Below are 15,156 nucleotides of genomic sequence, written 5' to 3'. Positions count from 1 at the left end.
CGATTTCTTTATAGGTTATAGTCTTCTCAGAATAAAAATCTGTACTAAGGTAGATGAGAATGGACATAAAAATCGTCGATGTGGCCGCCAAAGCCGGCGTCTCCCCCGCTACGGTATCCCGGGTTCTAAATAATAACAACAATGTCACCTCCAAGACGAAGGACAGGGTCATGAAGGTGATTCATGAGCTCGGTTACCAACCGAATGCCGCCGCCAAAAATCTTCGTTCCCAGAAAACGATGGCTATCGGCGTTATCGTTCCGGAAATTAATAACTCCTATTATGCAGAAGTGATCAAGGGCATCGAAAATCAGGCTTATGCCATGAAATATAAGGTTATTATCTGCGATACGTCGAACAACAAGGAAAAAGAGCTGGAATTTATCAATCTGCTCATGAATAAAACCGTTGACTGCATGATCCTGGTAACCCCGATGATGTCGGATGAGGAGATTTGCCATTGGGCCGATATGGATTATTCCATAGGCATCGTCGGCAGATATATTCATCACGATAAGGTTCCGTGCGTTCATACGGACAATGTGAAATTTTCGAAGGAAGTCGTGAACCATTTGGTAGAGCAAGGGCATCGGGAAATCGCGTTTCTTAGCGGCTATGCGGATGCCATCGACAGCTATGAGAGACTGGAGGGCTATTTGAAGGGCCTGCGCGAGCATCATATTCCGTTCCGTCCCGAATGGATCGAGAACGGGAACTTTAACAAGCAGGGCGGATACGAGGCGTTAAAGAGATTAATAGAGAAAAAGGTCAGCTTCACCGCTATCTATGCCGCGAACGACGAAATGGCGCTTGGTGTGTATCAGGCATGTGGTGAACTTGGAATCAAGATTCCGGAACAGCTCGCCGTCATCGGCGTGGACAACAATCGCATCAGCCGGTACATCACTCCTCAGCTCAGCACAGTGAACCAGCCGAAGATGAAGATGGGCGGCGCTATCGTCGAGAGATTGATTCATCAGCTCGAGAACGGTGAAGTGACGGACAACCGGGTTATCATTCTGGAGTCCCAGCTTATTGTCCGCGATTCTTCGCGGAGCCTGCCGCAGACGTAAGCGAACAACCGGGTGTATATCAGCCGGGCTTGCATGGTAAGACACAGCATCTTCTACACGGTCAGCCCGCACCCTCGCCCTGGCCGTTAGGCTGCCTGCGGAGCGGAGACTTGCTTTTGGCTTTAGCCGCCTGCGCTTCCTTGGGCTTTCGCCTCAGGTTGCATATGCGGAACACAGTGTAACCTATCATTCCTCCTGTTACATTCAGGATCATATCATCGACATCGAAGGTGCCTATCGATAGCAGCAGCTGTATCATCTCAAAGCTTCCGCTCCATAACAAGGAGGTCATCAGCATCCCTGCCCACGAACGGCAGCAGCGGCGGAAATACAGCGGGGCCATTAGGCCAAACGGAATAAAGACTTCGATATTACCGATCAAATTATCCGGCGGAAACTGCAGGAAATCGATAGGCTGTTTCAAATCCTGTGTAATCTCTTTGAAGGGAATGATGTTCCCGGACGCTTCATAACGCTTAATAATATCCCGCGGATTCTCCCAATTATGCTTGAACCGGTCGATCAGATAATCGAGCTCCAGCGGGCCGAGCTTGAATAAAATAGCCTTGGTCAACAAATACAAATAAACGGCAAATACGGCCGGCAGTACAATATTTTTGCCTGGATGGAACGATCTCATCTATGCCCCTCGCTTCCTGCTTACAAATATAAAGTGAGTATCACGCCGTCCGAATTATTGCCCGTAATTTCGTATCTCCGGTTAGCCGGGATCGTAATCTTCATATTTTTGGAGTACGGATAATAACGGATTTCATAGGTGTTGCCTTCCGTATGGGCCGTAATAGTCATCTGCTCCTTCAAGTAATCCAAGTACTCCTCCAGGGTCATATTGTTCTCCTTCATGATGGCGCTGTGGGGCATGCCTACATAACGAAAATGCCACGGCTCATACTGAATGCCTGTAATGGCAGTCTTGTCCTTCGGATAGCGGAGGATAAATCCGTACTTCCATGCCTCCTTGAGCAGCCACTTGCCCTCCGGCGCCTGATTCATCTCCTTCTGGGTCGATCCAATATCCAGCGATAACCCGAGATTATGCTCGCTGTAGCCTGCCGGTAAAGCATAGTCAGGGCCCATCTCCCGGAACAGCTTGTCCTGCTCCTTCTCCTCCCGATAGCCGCTGCTGATCATAAAATGATTCACGCCGTCTTTATTGGCGGCCTCCATCATTTCGCCGAACTCTTTCGCCACTTCCCGGGACAGTCGAATCGTATTATCTAATAGAGCGAAGCCGCGGATCAGCTCTTTATGCTCGTATAACCGAACTATATCCGTCTGCTCTCCTTCCGAACGTACGGCATTCTTTTTATTCACGAGAACCAGCTTTCCTTTATATACTTGATCCTTGGCTACGGATATCGTTACTTGCTTGGATGAATCTGCCTGCTTGCCCTCACTCCTCTGCCTCGAAGCATCTCCAGATACTTGGACCGGAATTTCCGCATTCCCCGGGCTTCCATTAGCATTCTCCCTGGTATGCTGCAAAGCCTCGTAACCTAGCAGCGCCACAATGACAAACAGAAACACCCACTTCTTCATCTCCATATTCCCCCTTCGTTGATATCCATTTAGGATAGAGGAAAACGTTTAAAAAGAATTAGGCTTTATCTAAAATTTTTCTTAAATATGATGCGGCGCACCACTAATTGCCACGAATACAAGAACCCGGCTTGGCTCACTCTATGCATGAAAACGGCTGGAATCACGGATGGGGGGAACTTTGTTGAGCAGCGAGAAGAAATTGTCCATTTTCGCCCTTGGAGGCGTGAATGAAATCGGTAAGAATATGTATGTAATACAGTATGAGGACGACATGGTCGTCATTGACTGCGGCTCCAAATTCCCTGACGAGAGCCTGCTGGGGATTGATCTGATTATCCCCGACATCAGTTATCTGATCGAACATAAAGACAAAGTACGTGCTTTGATTGTTACCCATGGTCATGAGGATCATATCGGCGGAATCCCCTATATATTGAAGCAATGCAATATGCCTATCTATGCCACGCGGCTGACGATAGGGCTCATTCAAATCAAGCTGAAAGAAGCCGGTCTGCTGGCCGACACGGAATTAATAGAAATTACCTCGAACTCGGAAGTAGAGCTTGGGTCCATCCGCGCGACGTTCTTCAAAACCAACCACAGCATACCCGACTGCCTGGGTATCGCCTTCCAGACACCGGAGGGGACGGTTGTACATACGGGTGATTTCAAGTTCGACCTGACCCCCGTCAATGAGCAATACCCGGATATTCACAAGATGGCGGAGATCGGCAAGAACGGCGTCCTTGTTTTATTATCCGAAAGCACGAATTCCGAACGCCCGGGATTCACTCCGTCCGAACGTAAAGTAGGAGAATCGATAGAGGAGGCCTTCACCAAAGCGCGGCAAAAGGTAGTCATCTCTACCTTTGCTTCGAACGTTCACCGGCTCCAGCAAATTGTCGATGCGGCCGCGATGACCAACCGCAAGCTGACGGTCCTCGGACGGAGCATGGTGAACGTGGTCAAAATCGCTTCGGAGCTTGGGTACCTAAAGATTCCCGAAGGCATGCTCGTAGAAGCAGGAGAGGTGGCAGGGCTGGAAGCCGAACGGGTCGCCATCCTTTGTACGGGAAGTCAAGGAGAGCCTATGGCCGCACTGGCCCGGCTGGCCTCCTCTACCCATCGGCAAATCAAAATATTGCCGGGGGATACCGTCATCTTATCGGCGACTCCGATTCCGGGGAATGAGAGGAATGTGGCGCAAATCGTCGACAATTTATTTCGTCTCGGCGCCAATGTCATTTACGGCTCCGGCTCCGTCACGGGCATGCACGTTTCGGGACATGCCAGCCAGGAAGAGCTTAAGCTGATGCTTACCTTGATGAAGCCGACTTATTTCATTCCGATCCATGGGGAATACCGCATGTTGTACCAGCATCGGCTGCTAGCCGAAGCGGTCGGGGTCAAGAAGGAAAATATCTTCATCCTCCATAACGGAGATGTTGTGGATATTCAAGATCAAGCCGCGTCCCAAACAAGAAAAGTATCGGCAGGCAACACGTTCGTAGACGGATGGGGGATTGGCGATGTCGGCAACATCGTGCTGCGCGACCGCAAGCATCTCTCGGAGGACGGCATTCTTGTCGTCGTCATCACGCTAAGCAAAGCCGAGGGCCATATTTTATCCGGGCCGGATATCATCTCCCGCGGCTTCGTCTATGTTCGCCAATCAGAGGCTCTGCTCGATCAAGCCAACCGCATTGTAACCGAAACGATCAATAAATTGCAGGCCGAGAACATTTACCAATGGAGCTCGCTGAAAATCAGCGTCAAGGATGCTTTGGGACGCTATTTATACGAGAACACAGGCCGAAGACCGATGATTTTGCCGATCATTATGGAAATTTAAGTAAATCCCGCTTCGGGATGGTAGTTCTTACTCCAAGAAAGCGCAGCGTACGGCTTGCCCCTAAGCAGGCCGTACGCTGCGCTTCTGTGTAAAAATAAAGTACTGTGGATTTAAGGATTGAAGGTATAGCCAACGCCCCATACTGTTTTGATCAGTTTATGTTTATTGGTGTCGTCCCCGATCTTTTTCCGCAGTGTTCGAATATGAACCATGACCGTGTTATTGCCGCTCTCATAATAGGCTTCTCCCCATACCTGCTGAAAAATATGATCCGCGCTGAACACTTTTTTGGGGTGGCTGGCAAGCAAATGCAAAATATCAAACTCTTTAGGCGTCAGCTCGATAACCTCCCCGTACAGCACCACCTTCCGTTGATCCGGGTAGATGCTCAAGCCGCCGGACTCGAGTACGGCTTCGTTATCGGTGGAATGGCGGTTCAGCTGCATATACCGGCGAAGCTGGGCATTCACACGCGCAACCAGCTCCATGGGATTGAAGGGCTTGATCATATAATCGTCGGCCCCCATCACAAGCCCGGTTATTTTATCCATATCCGACGTCTTTGCACTCAAAAATATGATGGGCATATGATATTGCTCCCGTATGAGACGGGTAACCTCATATCCGTCCATTTTGGGCATCATAATGTCCAGAATGGCCAAGTCGATCGGCTGGGTTTGAATGACGCGCAGGGCTTCTTTCCCATCCGGAACCTTAATGATCTGGTATCCCTCTTTCTCCAGATGCAGCGCAATCAAATCCGCAATCTCGGCCTCGTCATCCGCCACCAGTATCGTAATTCGTTTCATCTAATCTACTCCCGTAAGAAATCATCTATCTAGCTATCATTGTTCCCCATTGGGTTACAAAATCATTTCCCAAGCAGCAGGCTGACCCGCTTCTTCCATATGTCAATGAAAGGCTCGTCTACAGCCCATTGTATCATGACAATGGTCTCATCCGCATCCAGATTGACGGATAACAGCGGCGCCGGAATCAGCTGTTCCTTAAAGGGATACATGATAATATGTTTCGCGGTGACAATACCCACCAATTCCCCGTTAGGCGAAGAAAAGGCGTCTAAGGCATCGGATACGGTACGGCGTATATCGCTCCAGCTTGCAGACAGCTTGTCGTAGGAAACGACGGAATCGGGCAGCTTCAACTCAACCTCCTTAAGCTGCGGCTTGACCGGGTTGAGCCCAAGTGGTGATGCCTGATAGGAGGCAACCTGCGGTACCCACTGCCCCTCCTTCCGTGCAATCGCCCAGCTATCGCCCTGCTCACCCTGCAAATCCGGGGCCAGTGCGGAGCCGTACAGCTTGCTCAAGGAAACATGGGGTTCATTCTCCGGTAATGATTGAGCCGGCAGCTTCGTTTTGGTCAGATCCTCCACATCCTTGACCCAAACGAAATCACGCGGCGCGTCCTTCCCCTTGTCCTGCTGCACCGTTTGGGAGACGGAAACGTACCGATTCCCGGCGAAAAGCAGCTTCTCCGACAGCCTCACCTGCTGCTGGGCAGGATTGGCTTCTAACACCGAAGCGACGTTTTTCTCCGTTGCAACGGCAACGGACAGCTTCTGGTAGACTGAGCCGGCGCTCTCCAAGCGCTGCGGAACGATTCTCAAAAACTCCGTTTTGTAAGGCATCAGAATGCCGCTGCCCTCTGCCGATTTCCGAAGCTCTCCCTGCTCCTCAGCCAGCAGCAGCGTACGGTACGTGCTGTATTCCGGACTCCCCCCGGAAGCCGGGTGATCCTTTCTTAAGCCGATCAAGACGGCGGAACGGACCGGGTCCGCCTTGATCGTCGTATTCCATAACGGTATGGCGGGCTTGGATGCCGGCGATTCGTTCCATGCGGTTTCGGGTGTATGCTCCTTAAACGGGCTGTACCAATGGAAAGAAAGAAATACGGCTATGGCAGCAAGAGCCGTGCATAAGCCGGCGCTCCAAGGCATCCACTGCTTCTTCTTTTTGCGGTCCTGCTCGTCGATGCGCTCCCCAATCCGTTTCTTTAACGCCTCCGAAAAACCGTGCCGGATGAGTGGCCCTTCAGCCATCCCCTGCTTCAACTCGTCGTCAATCGGCTCCATTGCTTTGATTCTCCTTTTGTTTGGCCATTTTTTTGCGGGCGTGGAATAATCGCGACTTGACCGTTCCTTCTGTCACTCCCAGGATTTGTGCAATCTCCTTCATCGACAGCTGGTAGTGTGCGTAAAGCAGCAGCACCTCGCGGTACTTGACCGGCAGCTTCAGCACCATCCTCCACATATCGTTAACCGCGATTTGCTCAATAACCGTTTGCTCGGTGGCCGGCTGCGTGCTCGAAGGAGCTATGTAATCCATCAAGGTGACTTTGCGGTAAAAGGCTGACCGCCGGTAATCCACTGTCATATTGCGGGTAATGGTCAAAATCCATGTTTTCACAGATGACTCTTGACGAAATGTATATAAATTGCGGTATACCTTGATAAATACTTCCTGTGTGATGTCGTCGGCTTGATCCCACTTGCGCGTCATGCTGAAGGCATAGTTCCAAACATCCTTGCCGTAGGCGACCATCAGCTCTTCCAATATCGCCTTCTTGTCGGAGCTTGCCGATAAATATCTCAAATATTCCAAATTCGCTTCCGATTCCAATACTGCCACCTCAATTATGGACGAGCCACCCTCTTAATAAGTTCAAAATCCTTAATGAATGCTTTCTGAATCTCTTATGTACAATTTCCGTATTGCTGCCGCTAGCAGCAATTACCTGCAATATGAATAAGACGATGGAAGAGCATGAAAAGTTACCATTTCTGCCTATTAAATTCCTGTTAAGCTGTGGGGGCCATGGCTTCAAAGCATATATCACAAAAAAGCCCTGCTTGCAGGAAGCAGGACCTCGAGGTAAATCCATTACATCATATGGTTTCATATAGGTTTCATTCGGGATAGGCTTCATGCGGCTCAAGCTTCTTCCGGATAAAACGGTACCTCCAGGGAGTCGCCTGCCCATCTCTGCCATTCGGTCAGCTCTCGATGCAGCTCGATGATTTTCCCCCGATTTGCCGGATCTCCGGATACATCGTCGGTTTCCCACGGATCCTTGTTCAAGTCGAACAGCTGTACCCGAACCTTGCGATCAGAATCCGGCGAAATGTAATAAATCAGCTTCCACCGCTCATCCTTCACCATCCTTTGAAGGTCCTTATACGCTGTGAACACGGTGGGACGGATCGGCTGCGAGGAAGCCTTCTCATGCATAGCGGGCAGCAAGGACAAGCCTTCCACTGTTGCCGGAACCTCCGTTCCGGTCAGCTCGCAAAGCGTCCGGTAAAAATCCATCTGGAGATGCACGTCCGGGACGATGCGACTTTGCGGGATTCCTGGCCCCTGCATGATCAGCGGAATGCGAATGCTGTGATCATACATATTTTGCTTGCCCATTAGACCGTGCTGCCCTATAGCAAGACCGTGATCGGCCGTATAAACCACGATCGTGTTCTCCATTAGGCCCCGTTCCTCTAGCTTGCGCAGCACCTTCCCGATTCCGTCATCCATATGGGTGATCATCGCATAGTAATCGCCTAGATGTCTGCGAACCGCTTCGGGGGTTCTGGGCCAAGCCTCCAGCTTTTCATCCCTTACCGACATCTCCCCGTTATCGAACGGGTGCTCCGGAAGCACATTCGGAGGCAATGGGAGGTCCTCGTCATGATATAACGAGCGAAATTCCGGCGGAGCCGTCCGGGGATCATGAGGAGCCGTATAGGCCAAATACAACGCAAAAGGCTCGCTGCGATCGTATTCCTCCAAAAATTGAACCGCCGCTTCCGTAAAAATATCCGTGGAATGCTCGTTCAAGGTGTATGCTTCGCCTGGAGTGTCTTTTTCCCCAGGATGGTATTCTTTCAGCGGTACTGCATAATGACTGTTCATCCCGCCGAAAAAGATGCGGCTCCCCCCGGCAAAGCAGCGGTAGAACGCCTCGGCGCCGTTATGCCATTTGCCGATGGCATAACTGTAATAACCGGCTTGACGCAGCGCTTCGGGCCACAACACATACCCCGGATCCAGCGCATTCTCCTTGACGCAGCGGAAGACGCTCGCCCCGGCAAGGAGGCTGGCTCTGGAGGGCATGCATACCGCTGCACTCTTTCCGCCCATCGTATGCGTCTGCTCAAAACGGGTGCCCTTGGATGCAAGGGCATCCAAATTCGGCGTGCGTACGGACTTGTCCCCGGCACAATGAAGCGACTGATGACGGTGATCGTCCGAAATGATAAACACAATATTCGGCTTGGACATCGTATTCCCCCTAAACTTTTCCTTTACTAGGAATAGGGTACAGGAATATCGTCCAAAGTCCCATGTCAGATTCGCTGAACCGGCATGTCAAATTCGCCTACCCGAATATTTTCCCTTCTTCATTGACGGCCCGCATTCCCAGCCTCTATGATGGTTGTATCATCAGAATGACGGAGGTCCATCATGTCAAATAGGCATACTCCTTCTACGGCCATCCAGGGGCTCGAGCGGCTGCTCGGCGATTTGCTTGCCTCCCCTTATATCTTTCGCATTTTGGCCAGCTACAACGTAAGCGTGAAGACCGATTGGATGATTCGCGAACGGGTGCTGAACGAATTTCATATGCTGTACGTCGTTTCCGGATCCGGAACCTATATCGTCGAGGATACGGCGGTCGATTTATCCCACAACCATGTGCTTTTCATTTCGAACCAGGTACGGCATCGGGCGTTCCGGAATCAAGACATCCCTTTTCGGATCATCCCCACCCGCTTCCAGTTATACTCCCCGGCAGAGGAGCAGCTAATTGCGTATAACGCCGAGCCCTTCTATCTGCATTTTTCTCCGGGCAACGCTTTTGCCATGCAGCAGCTTTTTGAAAAGGTGCATACGTACAACCAGCTTCCAGCCTCCGTCATCAAGGACACCCTGTGCCATTCGGCCGTTGCCGAAACGCTGGCAGGCATGCTGCAGGAACTGAAGGCGCCGAACCAGCCCCTATCGCTGCATCCCGGCTTGCTTCGGTTGAAGCAAGTCATGGATGAGCAGCCGGCGGAACGCCTTAGTCTTAGTCAAATGGCCGAGATTGCCTCCCTGTCTCCCAAATATGTATCCGCCTTGTTCCGGCAGGCCTTCGGTATGTCTGTAAAGGAGTATCAAATTCGAACAAGAATGGATTATGCGGAATACCTGCTGAAGCATTCCGACCAGACTGTCAAGCAGCTGTCAGTCCTGCTTGATTACCCCGACCCCTATGCTTTCTCCAAGCAGTTCAAGCAATATCGGGGCTATTCTCCGTCTTCAGTTAGAACAACCCGTCTTCAAGAAAACCGGTAGATAGCTTGGATAGCGGAATTCCCGCTGCCAAGCATCTGCTTTTTTATTTGCGGAAAGGCAAAATGGTTTCTTCCGATTTTTATTAGTCCCTTTTGGGGAAGCCTAATATTCGGAACCTTTTCCGAAATCAGCCGATTAGGAGCCGGATGTTCCGGTATGCCTTCCATCACTTTTCCTATGCCGGCAATCGGATACTGCTTATGACAGCATGAATACATAACAGGGATTGGATGAGAGAAATGTCACATACCAGCATAGTCATACGCGTGGAGCTGATCCACGAGACCACCACCTTCGGCGATGTCGCTTCGGCCATCAGCAAAGCGTCGGGAGACATTAGCTCCATCGACGTCATTCGGGCAGGTAGAGAGTCTTCGATACGCGATATTACGGTCGATGTAGCCGAGTCCAACGAAGCCCGCGTGATCGAAGCGTTATCGAAGCTTGAAGGCATCAAGCTGATCAACGTCTCGGACCGGACGTTCCTGGTTCATCTGGGAGGCAAAATCACGACCCAGCCTACGCTGCCCATCAAAAACCGCGAGGACCTGTCGCGTGTCTACACCCCGGGTGTAGCCAAGGTGTGCACCGCCATTCATGAAAATCCGAAAAAGGCGTTCTCGCTCACGATTAAGCGGAATACGGTAGCCGTTATCACGGACGGTACGGCCGTGCTGGGTCTGGGGGATATCGGGCCTCACGCTGCGGCTCCCGTCATGGAGGGCAAGGCGATGCTGTTCAAGCAGCTCGCTAACGTGGATGCGTTCCCGATTTGTCTCGATACGAAGGATACGGAGGAAATTATCCGGACCATTAAAGCGATCAGCCCGATCTTCGGCGGCATTAATCTGGAGGATATCAGCTCGCCGCGCTGCTTTGAAATCGAAAGAAGATTGGGAGAAGAGCTCGACATCCCCGTCTTCCACGACGATCAGCATGGAACCGCAGTAGTGGTCGTTGCCGGTCTATTGAATGCTCTTAAGGTCGTCGGCAAACGTATGGATCAAATACGCGTCGTCGTTAACGGGATCGGGGCCGCCGGCGTGTCTATTTGCAAAATGCTGCTCGGATCCGGTGTAACCCGTCTTGTTCCCGTCGATCGGGAGGGAGCCATTGTTCGGGGAGGAGCTTACGATCACCCCATGTGGCAGTGGCTAGCCGAGCAGCCGCAGGTTGAAGCCAAGGATGGAACGCTCAAGGACGTGCTCAAGGGGGCGGATGTGTTCATCGGGGTATCCAGAGGCGGAATTCTCGGCGCACAAGATATTCAGACTATGGCTTCGGACAGCATCGTATTCGCCATGGCGAACCCTAAGCCGGAGATTGATCCGGAGGAAGCGCTGCCTCATGCAGCCGTATTTGCTACAGGGCGAAGCGATTATCCCAACCAGATCAACAATGTGCTGGTATTTCCCGGTATTTTCCGCGGTGCGCTGGACTGCCGGGCCAAAACCATCAACGAGCCGATGAAGCTCGCGGCGGCGCGCGCCATCGCTTCCGTCGTGACGGAAGCGGAGCTGAACAAGCATTACATTATCCCAAGTATCTTCAACGAGCGTGTTGTCACCAACGTCCGCAAAGGCATTATCGAGGCCGCTATCCTGACCGGGGTGGCCCGCAGAATTCCGCCGGATTTCAGGTAAATTGAATGCGCAAAGAGCCCCTTCGTTGAATGCGTAGGGGCATCGTTGTAGCTATTTTTTCTTATTCACATTGGGCTGAATCTAATCTTCGCTATTCAGCTTTTTATACAGGTTGGCCAGCTGGCTCCGCTCCTGCTCGGTTAGCTTTTTAAACAAATCGGTACGCAGTCTTTGCCCCTCCAGGGTGGCTCTGTTAAGAACCTCCGTCCCTTTGTCGGTAATGCCCAAATAAACAATTCGGCGATCAGACTCATCCGTTATTCGGACAGCTAATTTCTTAGCGACAAGCTTCTCGGATAAATAGCTGAGCGTTGGAGGGGTAAAGCCTAATAGTTTTGCAATATCCGAAGGCCGGCTCTTGCCATGCTTCTTTAAATGGCTGAGCACCAGAACATGAGAAATGCCAAGGTCCTCACTGAAAGTTTTGTTCCATTGGACAATCAACTGGTTGGTAAACTGATCCATGTTGTGTATAAGCTCGAAAAGGGTCTGCTCTTCCATACCATCCTCCTGGGAAAAATAAACGACGACAGCCCCCATTAAAAAATGAAGAGCTTCCATTATCTTACACGTTATTGAGCCGAGTATCCACCATCAATGACTATTTCTGAGCCTGTAATATACGAAGATTCATCTGAAGCAAGGAACAATGCGGCTTGGGCAATATCGATAGCTTGTCCTAACCGCTGCAAAGGTGTTGCCTGGATTAATCGGCTCAGCAGATCCTTTGAGGTGCTTAAAGCTTGCGTCATTGGCGTTTCAATGATCCCGGGGAATAGAGCATTCACCCGAATGCCTTGACGGCCAAAGGTTGTAGCGGCAGCTTTGGATAATGCGCGAACTGCGCCCTTCGATGCCGAATAGTGATTAAAGCCTTGACCTATCAAGGCGGTGTAAGAAGAAATATTGATGATAGAACCTTTCTTTTGGGCCGCCATGTAAGGAGCAACATGCTTTATCCCTGCGAACGGGCCAAAGCCATTTATCGAGAGCATTTTCTGCCAATCCTCAGCATTGATTTCCTCAAATGGCTTCTCAGATGAGATGCCTGCATTGTTGACAAGAATATCAATTTTGCCAAAGCGATCGTAGACCTCCTTGGCCAGCGCCTGCCAATCCTCATCCGAAGCAACATTCAATTTCATTCCGTAAATATTGTGTTTCTGACTTGCTTTCTCAAGTGCTGCCTCATTAATATCTGCGGCAATAACAATGGCACCTTCTTGCGCAAACAGCTCACCCATGCTTTCTCCGATACCCGAAGCGCCGCCTGTGATGATCGCTACTTTATTATCTAATCTTCCCATATTTCATTCTCCTAACGTATTTGGATTGCTAACGGTATTTAAACAACTAATTATTAGATGTCTAATTATTTATATCTTGATAGTATCAGAATAATGACCTCAGCGCAACGGAGGAACTTGGCAGTTCCTATTCAGTTGTTACTTCAAAGCACCGTTCCCCACCTTTTCCCACACATCCAAGCTTTACAACACAAAGGACTCGTGTAGAATAAGTACTATTATCGTCTACGGAAAGGAAGCCAGGATGTGAACATTTTAATCATCGAAGATGACTCCAGCATCCAAATGCTGCTGAAGCTGAGCCTTGAGGTCGAAGGCTTCCGCCCTATCGTTGCGGGTACGGTCAGCGAAGGGCTTCGCGAGCTGTCCTCAAGCTCTATCGACCTGATTTTGCTGGATTTGATGCTGCCCGACCAATCCGGATTCGAGCTGCTGAAGCAGCTGCGTCTTGCTTACAAGGATATTCCGGTAATCGTGCTTACGGCCAAGAACGAAATGAATGATAAAATATTAGGCTTCCAGCTGGGAGCCGACGACTATTTGACGAAGCCCTTTGAAACGAGGGAGCTGGTGCTTCGCATTCGCGCCGTCATGCGCCGAATGAAAGCGGATACAAATCCATCTTCTGATTTGCTGCAGATTGGCGTATTGGAGATCGACCGTGCCGAGCGCACCCTTAAGGTAGCCGGCAAGCTTGTGAAGACGACGAGCAAGGAATTCGAGCTTATGTGGCTGCTGTGTAAAAATCCGAAGAAGGTGTTCTCCCGGGAGCATCTGCTCGATCAAGTCTGGGGATATGATTACTACGGTCAGACGCGCGCCGTGGATATGCTCGTGAACCGCCTCAGGGAGAAGCTGAAGCCTCATGAGCATATCCTCGCCACGGTTCACGGGACGGGCTACAAGCTGGAGGCCTAGACTATGAGACTGCGGAATAAATTTTTCATTCAGCATATGATTACGATTATCATGCTGCTCGCCGCCATGTATGTCGTCATCAATTACACCTTGAGCAAAAGCATGATCGAGAGGGATACGCAGACCTTGAGCCAGTACTACTCCCTTCACCGTATCGAGGCGCTCAAAATCGTAAACGACAAAAAAATCAGCATTGAGCAGCTGTTTTCAGGCGCCTACGCTCCTTTGATCGCATCGCATCTGGCAGCCAACAGCAACTTTCAGGTGCAGCTGTTCGATTCCGAAGGTACGATCGTCGGGGACAGCGGGAACCGGGAGGATCTGATCAAGCGGAGCGATATCGATGCCGCGCTGGAAGGACAGACCGCATCGGTCATTACGGAGGTGGAGGGGATGAAGCTGTTAATTTATGCATCCCCTTTTAGTTACGGAGGCAATATCGTCGGCGGCTTCCGTTACCTGCTTGATCTGAAGCAGCACGATCAAACCTTGACGGAAATGCGCAGCTGGTTCATTGGAGTAGCTCTGGGCTGCCTGCTTATCGCTCTGCTGGCCAGTTATTCCTTCTCGCTCTTCATCATGAAGCCTCTCCATGCGCTGCAGCAGGCGCTAAAACGGGTTGCCGTCGGGGATTTCAGCCGCAAGATCGTCGTTCGCAGCCATGATGAGGTGAGAGAGCTTGCCAACGACTTCAATCAGATGTCGCAGGCGCTTCAGGAGCATATCGAGCTGCTGCATTACGAGCAGGGCAAGCAAAAAACGTTTTACGACAATGTGACGCACGAATTGAAGACGCCCCTGACCTCGATTATCGGTTTTTCCGATTTGATAGACAAGCTCGATCGGGTCGACGATATCCGCAACTGCAACGTGTACATTCGCAAAGAAAGCACCCGTCTGCTGCAGATGGTCGAAGATCTGCTCCAATCCTCCCTTAAAGGGGACGAGGCTTGGAGAATACAGCTTGAGCATGCCGATCTGGCCGTAGTCCTTACAGACAGTCTGCGTATCGTGGAGCCTACCCTGCAAAAATCAATGATCGGAACGACTCTTGCGTCTGAAGCCTGTCCGGCGTATTTCGATCCCAAGCGCACCCAACAGGTGCTCTTCAATCTGATCGACAACGCCATCAAGCACAGCGAATGTACGCAGCTGTCCATAGAGCTCGAACCAGACACCGCAGCCGGCAGCTGCATCATCCGTATCGCAGACAATGGACGAGGGATGACCGAGCAGGAGGTACAGGCTCTGTTTCTTCCTGCCGAGCAAAAGGAGCCGCGGCCGGTCACAAGGCATTCCCACGGGCTTGGCTTGCTCCTGTGCAAGCAGCTGATGGAGCTGCAGGGCGGAAGCATCGATGTCCGCAGCCGTCTTGGAGAAGGCACCATCGTACAGCTGCATTTTCAGACACGCCTATTGCCCGCCCCTGTTTTGTTACAAAATTGATAC

14 protein-coding genes are annotated in these 15,156 nt (G+C 51.0%); 6 read left to right on the top strand and 8 right to left on the bottom strand.

Going from position 1 to position 15,156, the window contains the following annotated elements; all coding sequences use genetic code 11:
- Positions 1–59 precede the first annotated feature (59 nt).
- The gene (locus ABEA66_RS03475) at positions 60–1,073 is read left to right on the top strand and encodes a LacI family DNA-binding transcriptional regulator (protein WP_345586061.1); all 1,014 of its coding nucleotides are present in this window, start codon (positions 60–62) and stop codon (positions 1,071–1,073) included.
- 61 nt (positions 1,074–1,134) lie between these two features.
- Here the strand turns inward: ABEA66_RS03475 and ABEA66_RS03470 are convergent, their stop codons facing one another.
- Complete coding sequence (locus ABEA66_RS03470; RefSeq protein WP_345586059.1) at positions 1,135–1,713, bottom strand: VanZ family protein; 579 nt, start codon at positions 1,711–1,713, stop codon at positions 1,135–1,137.
- Positions 1,714–1,733: 20 nt separating this feature from the next.
- On the bottom strand, positions 1,734–2,633 hold the full coding sequence (locus ABEA66_RS03465) for a M15 family metallopeptidase (protein WP_345586057.1): 900 nt from the start codon (positions 2,631–2,633) through the stop codon (positions 1,734–1,736).
- A gap of 169 nt (positions 2,634–2,802) precedes the next feature.
- On the opposite strand from ABEA66_RS03465, the gene ABEA66_RS03460 reads away from it, so the two are divergent.
- A complete protein-coding gene (locus ABEA66_RS03460) occupies positions 2,803–4,488 on the top strand; it encodes a ribonuclease J (protein WP_377740253.1) in 1,686 nt (561 codons plus the stop codon).
- Positions 4,489–4,598: 110 nt separating this feature from the next.
- Here the strand turns inward: ABEA66_RS03460 and ABEA66_RS03455 are convergent, their stop codons facing one another.
- The 4 genes from ABEA66_RS03455 to ABEA66_RS03440 all read right to left on the bottom strand — a co-directional run bounded on the left by ABEA66_RS03455 (position 4,599) and on the right by ABEA66_RS03440 (position 8,783).
- Positions 4,599–5,297 (bottom strand): response regulator transcription factor, encoded by a 699-nt coding sequence (locus ABEA66_RS03455; protein WP_079912646.1) that lies wholly within the window; start codon positions 5,295–5,297, stop codon positions 4,599–4,601.
- Between the two features lie 62 nt (positions 5,298–5,359).
- Positions 5,360–6,583, bottom strand: a complete 1,224-nt coding sequence (locus ABEA66_RS03450; protein ID WP_345586055.1) for a hypothetical protein — start codon at positions 6,581–6,583, stop codon at positions 5,360–5,362.
- A complete protein-coding gene (locus ABEA66_RS03445) occupies positions 6,570–7,130 on the bottom strand; it encodes an RNA polymerase sigma factor (protein WP_345586053.1) in 561 nt (186 codons plus the stop codon). The genes ABEA66_RS03450 and ABEA66_RS03445 overlap by 14 nt, the downstream gene beginning before the upstream one ends.
- Before the next feature lie 312 nt (positions 7,131–7,442).
- The gene (locus tag ABEA66_RS03440; RefSeq protein WP_345586051.1) at positions 7,443–8,783 is read right to left on the bottom strand and encodes a sulfatase family protein; all 1,341 of its coding nucleotides are present in this window, start codon (positions 8,781–8,783) and stop codon (positions 7,443–7,445) included.
- A gap of 183 nt (positions 8,784–8,966) precedes the next feature.
- Between ABEA66_RS03440 and ABEA66_RS03435 the strand changes: the two genes are divergently transcribed.
- Together ABEA66_RS03435 and ABEA66_RS03430 are read left to right on the top strand one after the other, a co-directional pair.
- Positions 8,967–9,839 (top strand): helix-turn-helix domain-containing protein, encoded by an 873-nt coding sequence (locus tag ABEA66_RS03435; RefSeq protein ID WP_345586049.1) that lies wholly within the window; start codon positions 8,967–8,969, stop codon positions 9,837–9,839.
- A 239-nt stretch (positions 9,840–10,078) separates the two neighbouring features.
- Positions 10,079–11,482 carry an NAD-dependent malic enzyme gene (locus ABEA66_RS03430; protein ID WP_345586047.1) on the top strand — a complete coding sequence of 468 codons (1,404 nt, stop codon included), beginning with the start codon at positions 10,079–10,081 and terminating at the stop codon, positions 11,480–11,482.
- Positions 11,483–11,563: 81 nt separating this feature from the next.
- Here the strand turns inward: ABEA66_RS03430 and ABEA66_RS03425 are convergent, their stop codons facing one another.
- Both ABEA66_RS03425 and ABEA66_RS03420 read right to left on the bottom strand, forming a co-directional pair.
- Positions 11,564–11,983: a MarR family winged helix-turn-helix transcriptional regulator gene (locus ABEA66_RS03425; RefSeq protein ID WP_345586045.1), complete on the bottom strand. Its 420-nt coding sequence runs from the start codon at positions 11,981–11,983 to the stop codon at positions 11,564–11,566.
- 71 nt (positions 11,984–12,054) lie between these two features.
- The gene (locus tag ABEA66_RS03420) at positions 12,055–12,789 is read right to left on the bottom strand and encodes an SDR family NAD(P)-dependent oxidoreductase (protein ID WP_345586043.1); all 735 of its coding nucleotides are present in this window, start codon (positions 12,787–12,789) and stop codon (positions 12,055–12,057) included.
- A gap of 246 nt (positions 12,790–13,035) precedes the next feature.
- Here ABEA66_RS03420 and ABEA66_RS03415 point away from each other — a divergent pair, with 246 nt between their 5' ends.
- Together ABEA66_RS03415 and ABEA66_RS03410 are read left to right on the top strand one after the other, a co-directional pair.
- Positions 13,036–13,707, top strand: a complete 672-nt coding sequence (locus ABEA66_RS03415) for a response regulator transcription factor (protein WP_079912654.1) — start codon at positions 13,036–13,038, stop codon at positions 13,705–13,707.
- A 3-nt stretch (positions 13,708–13,710) separates the two neighbouring features.
- Positions 13,711–15,153 (top strand): HAMP domain-containing sensor histidine kinase, encoded by a 1,443-nt coding sequence (locus ABEA66_RS03410; protein ID WP_345586040.1) that lies wholly within the window; start codon positions 13,711–13,713, stop codon positions 15,151–15,153.
- The last annotated feature ends 3 nt before the right edge of the window (positions 15,154–15,156 follow it).

This window comes from Paenibacillus vulneris, from assembly GCF_039543185.1.
Taxonomy (GTDB): Bacteria; Bacillota; Bacilli; order Paenibacillales; family NBRC-103111; genus Paenibacillus_S; species Paenibacillus_S vulneris.
The sequence above is the reverse complement of the archived record's forward strand: the minus strand, read 5'-3'. Positions and strand labels throughout refer to the sequence as shown.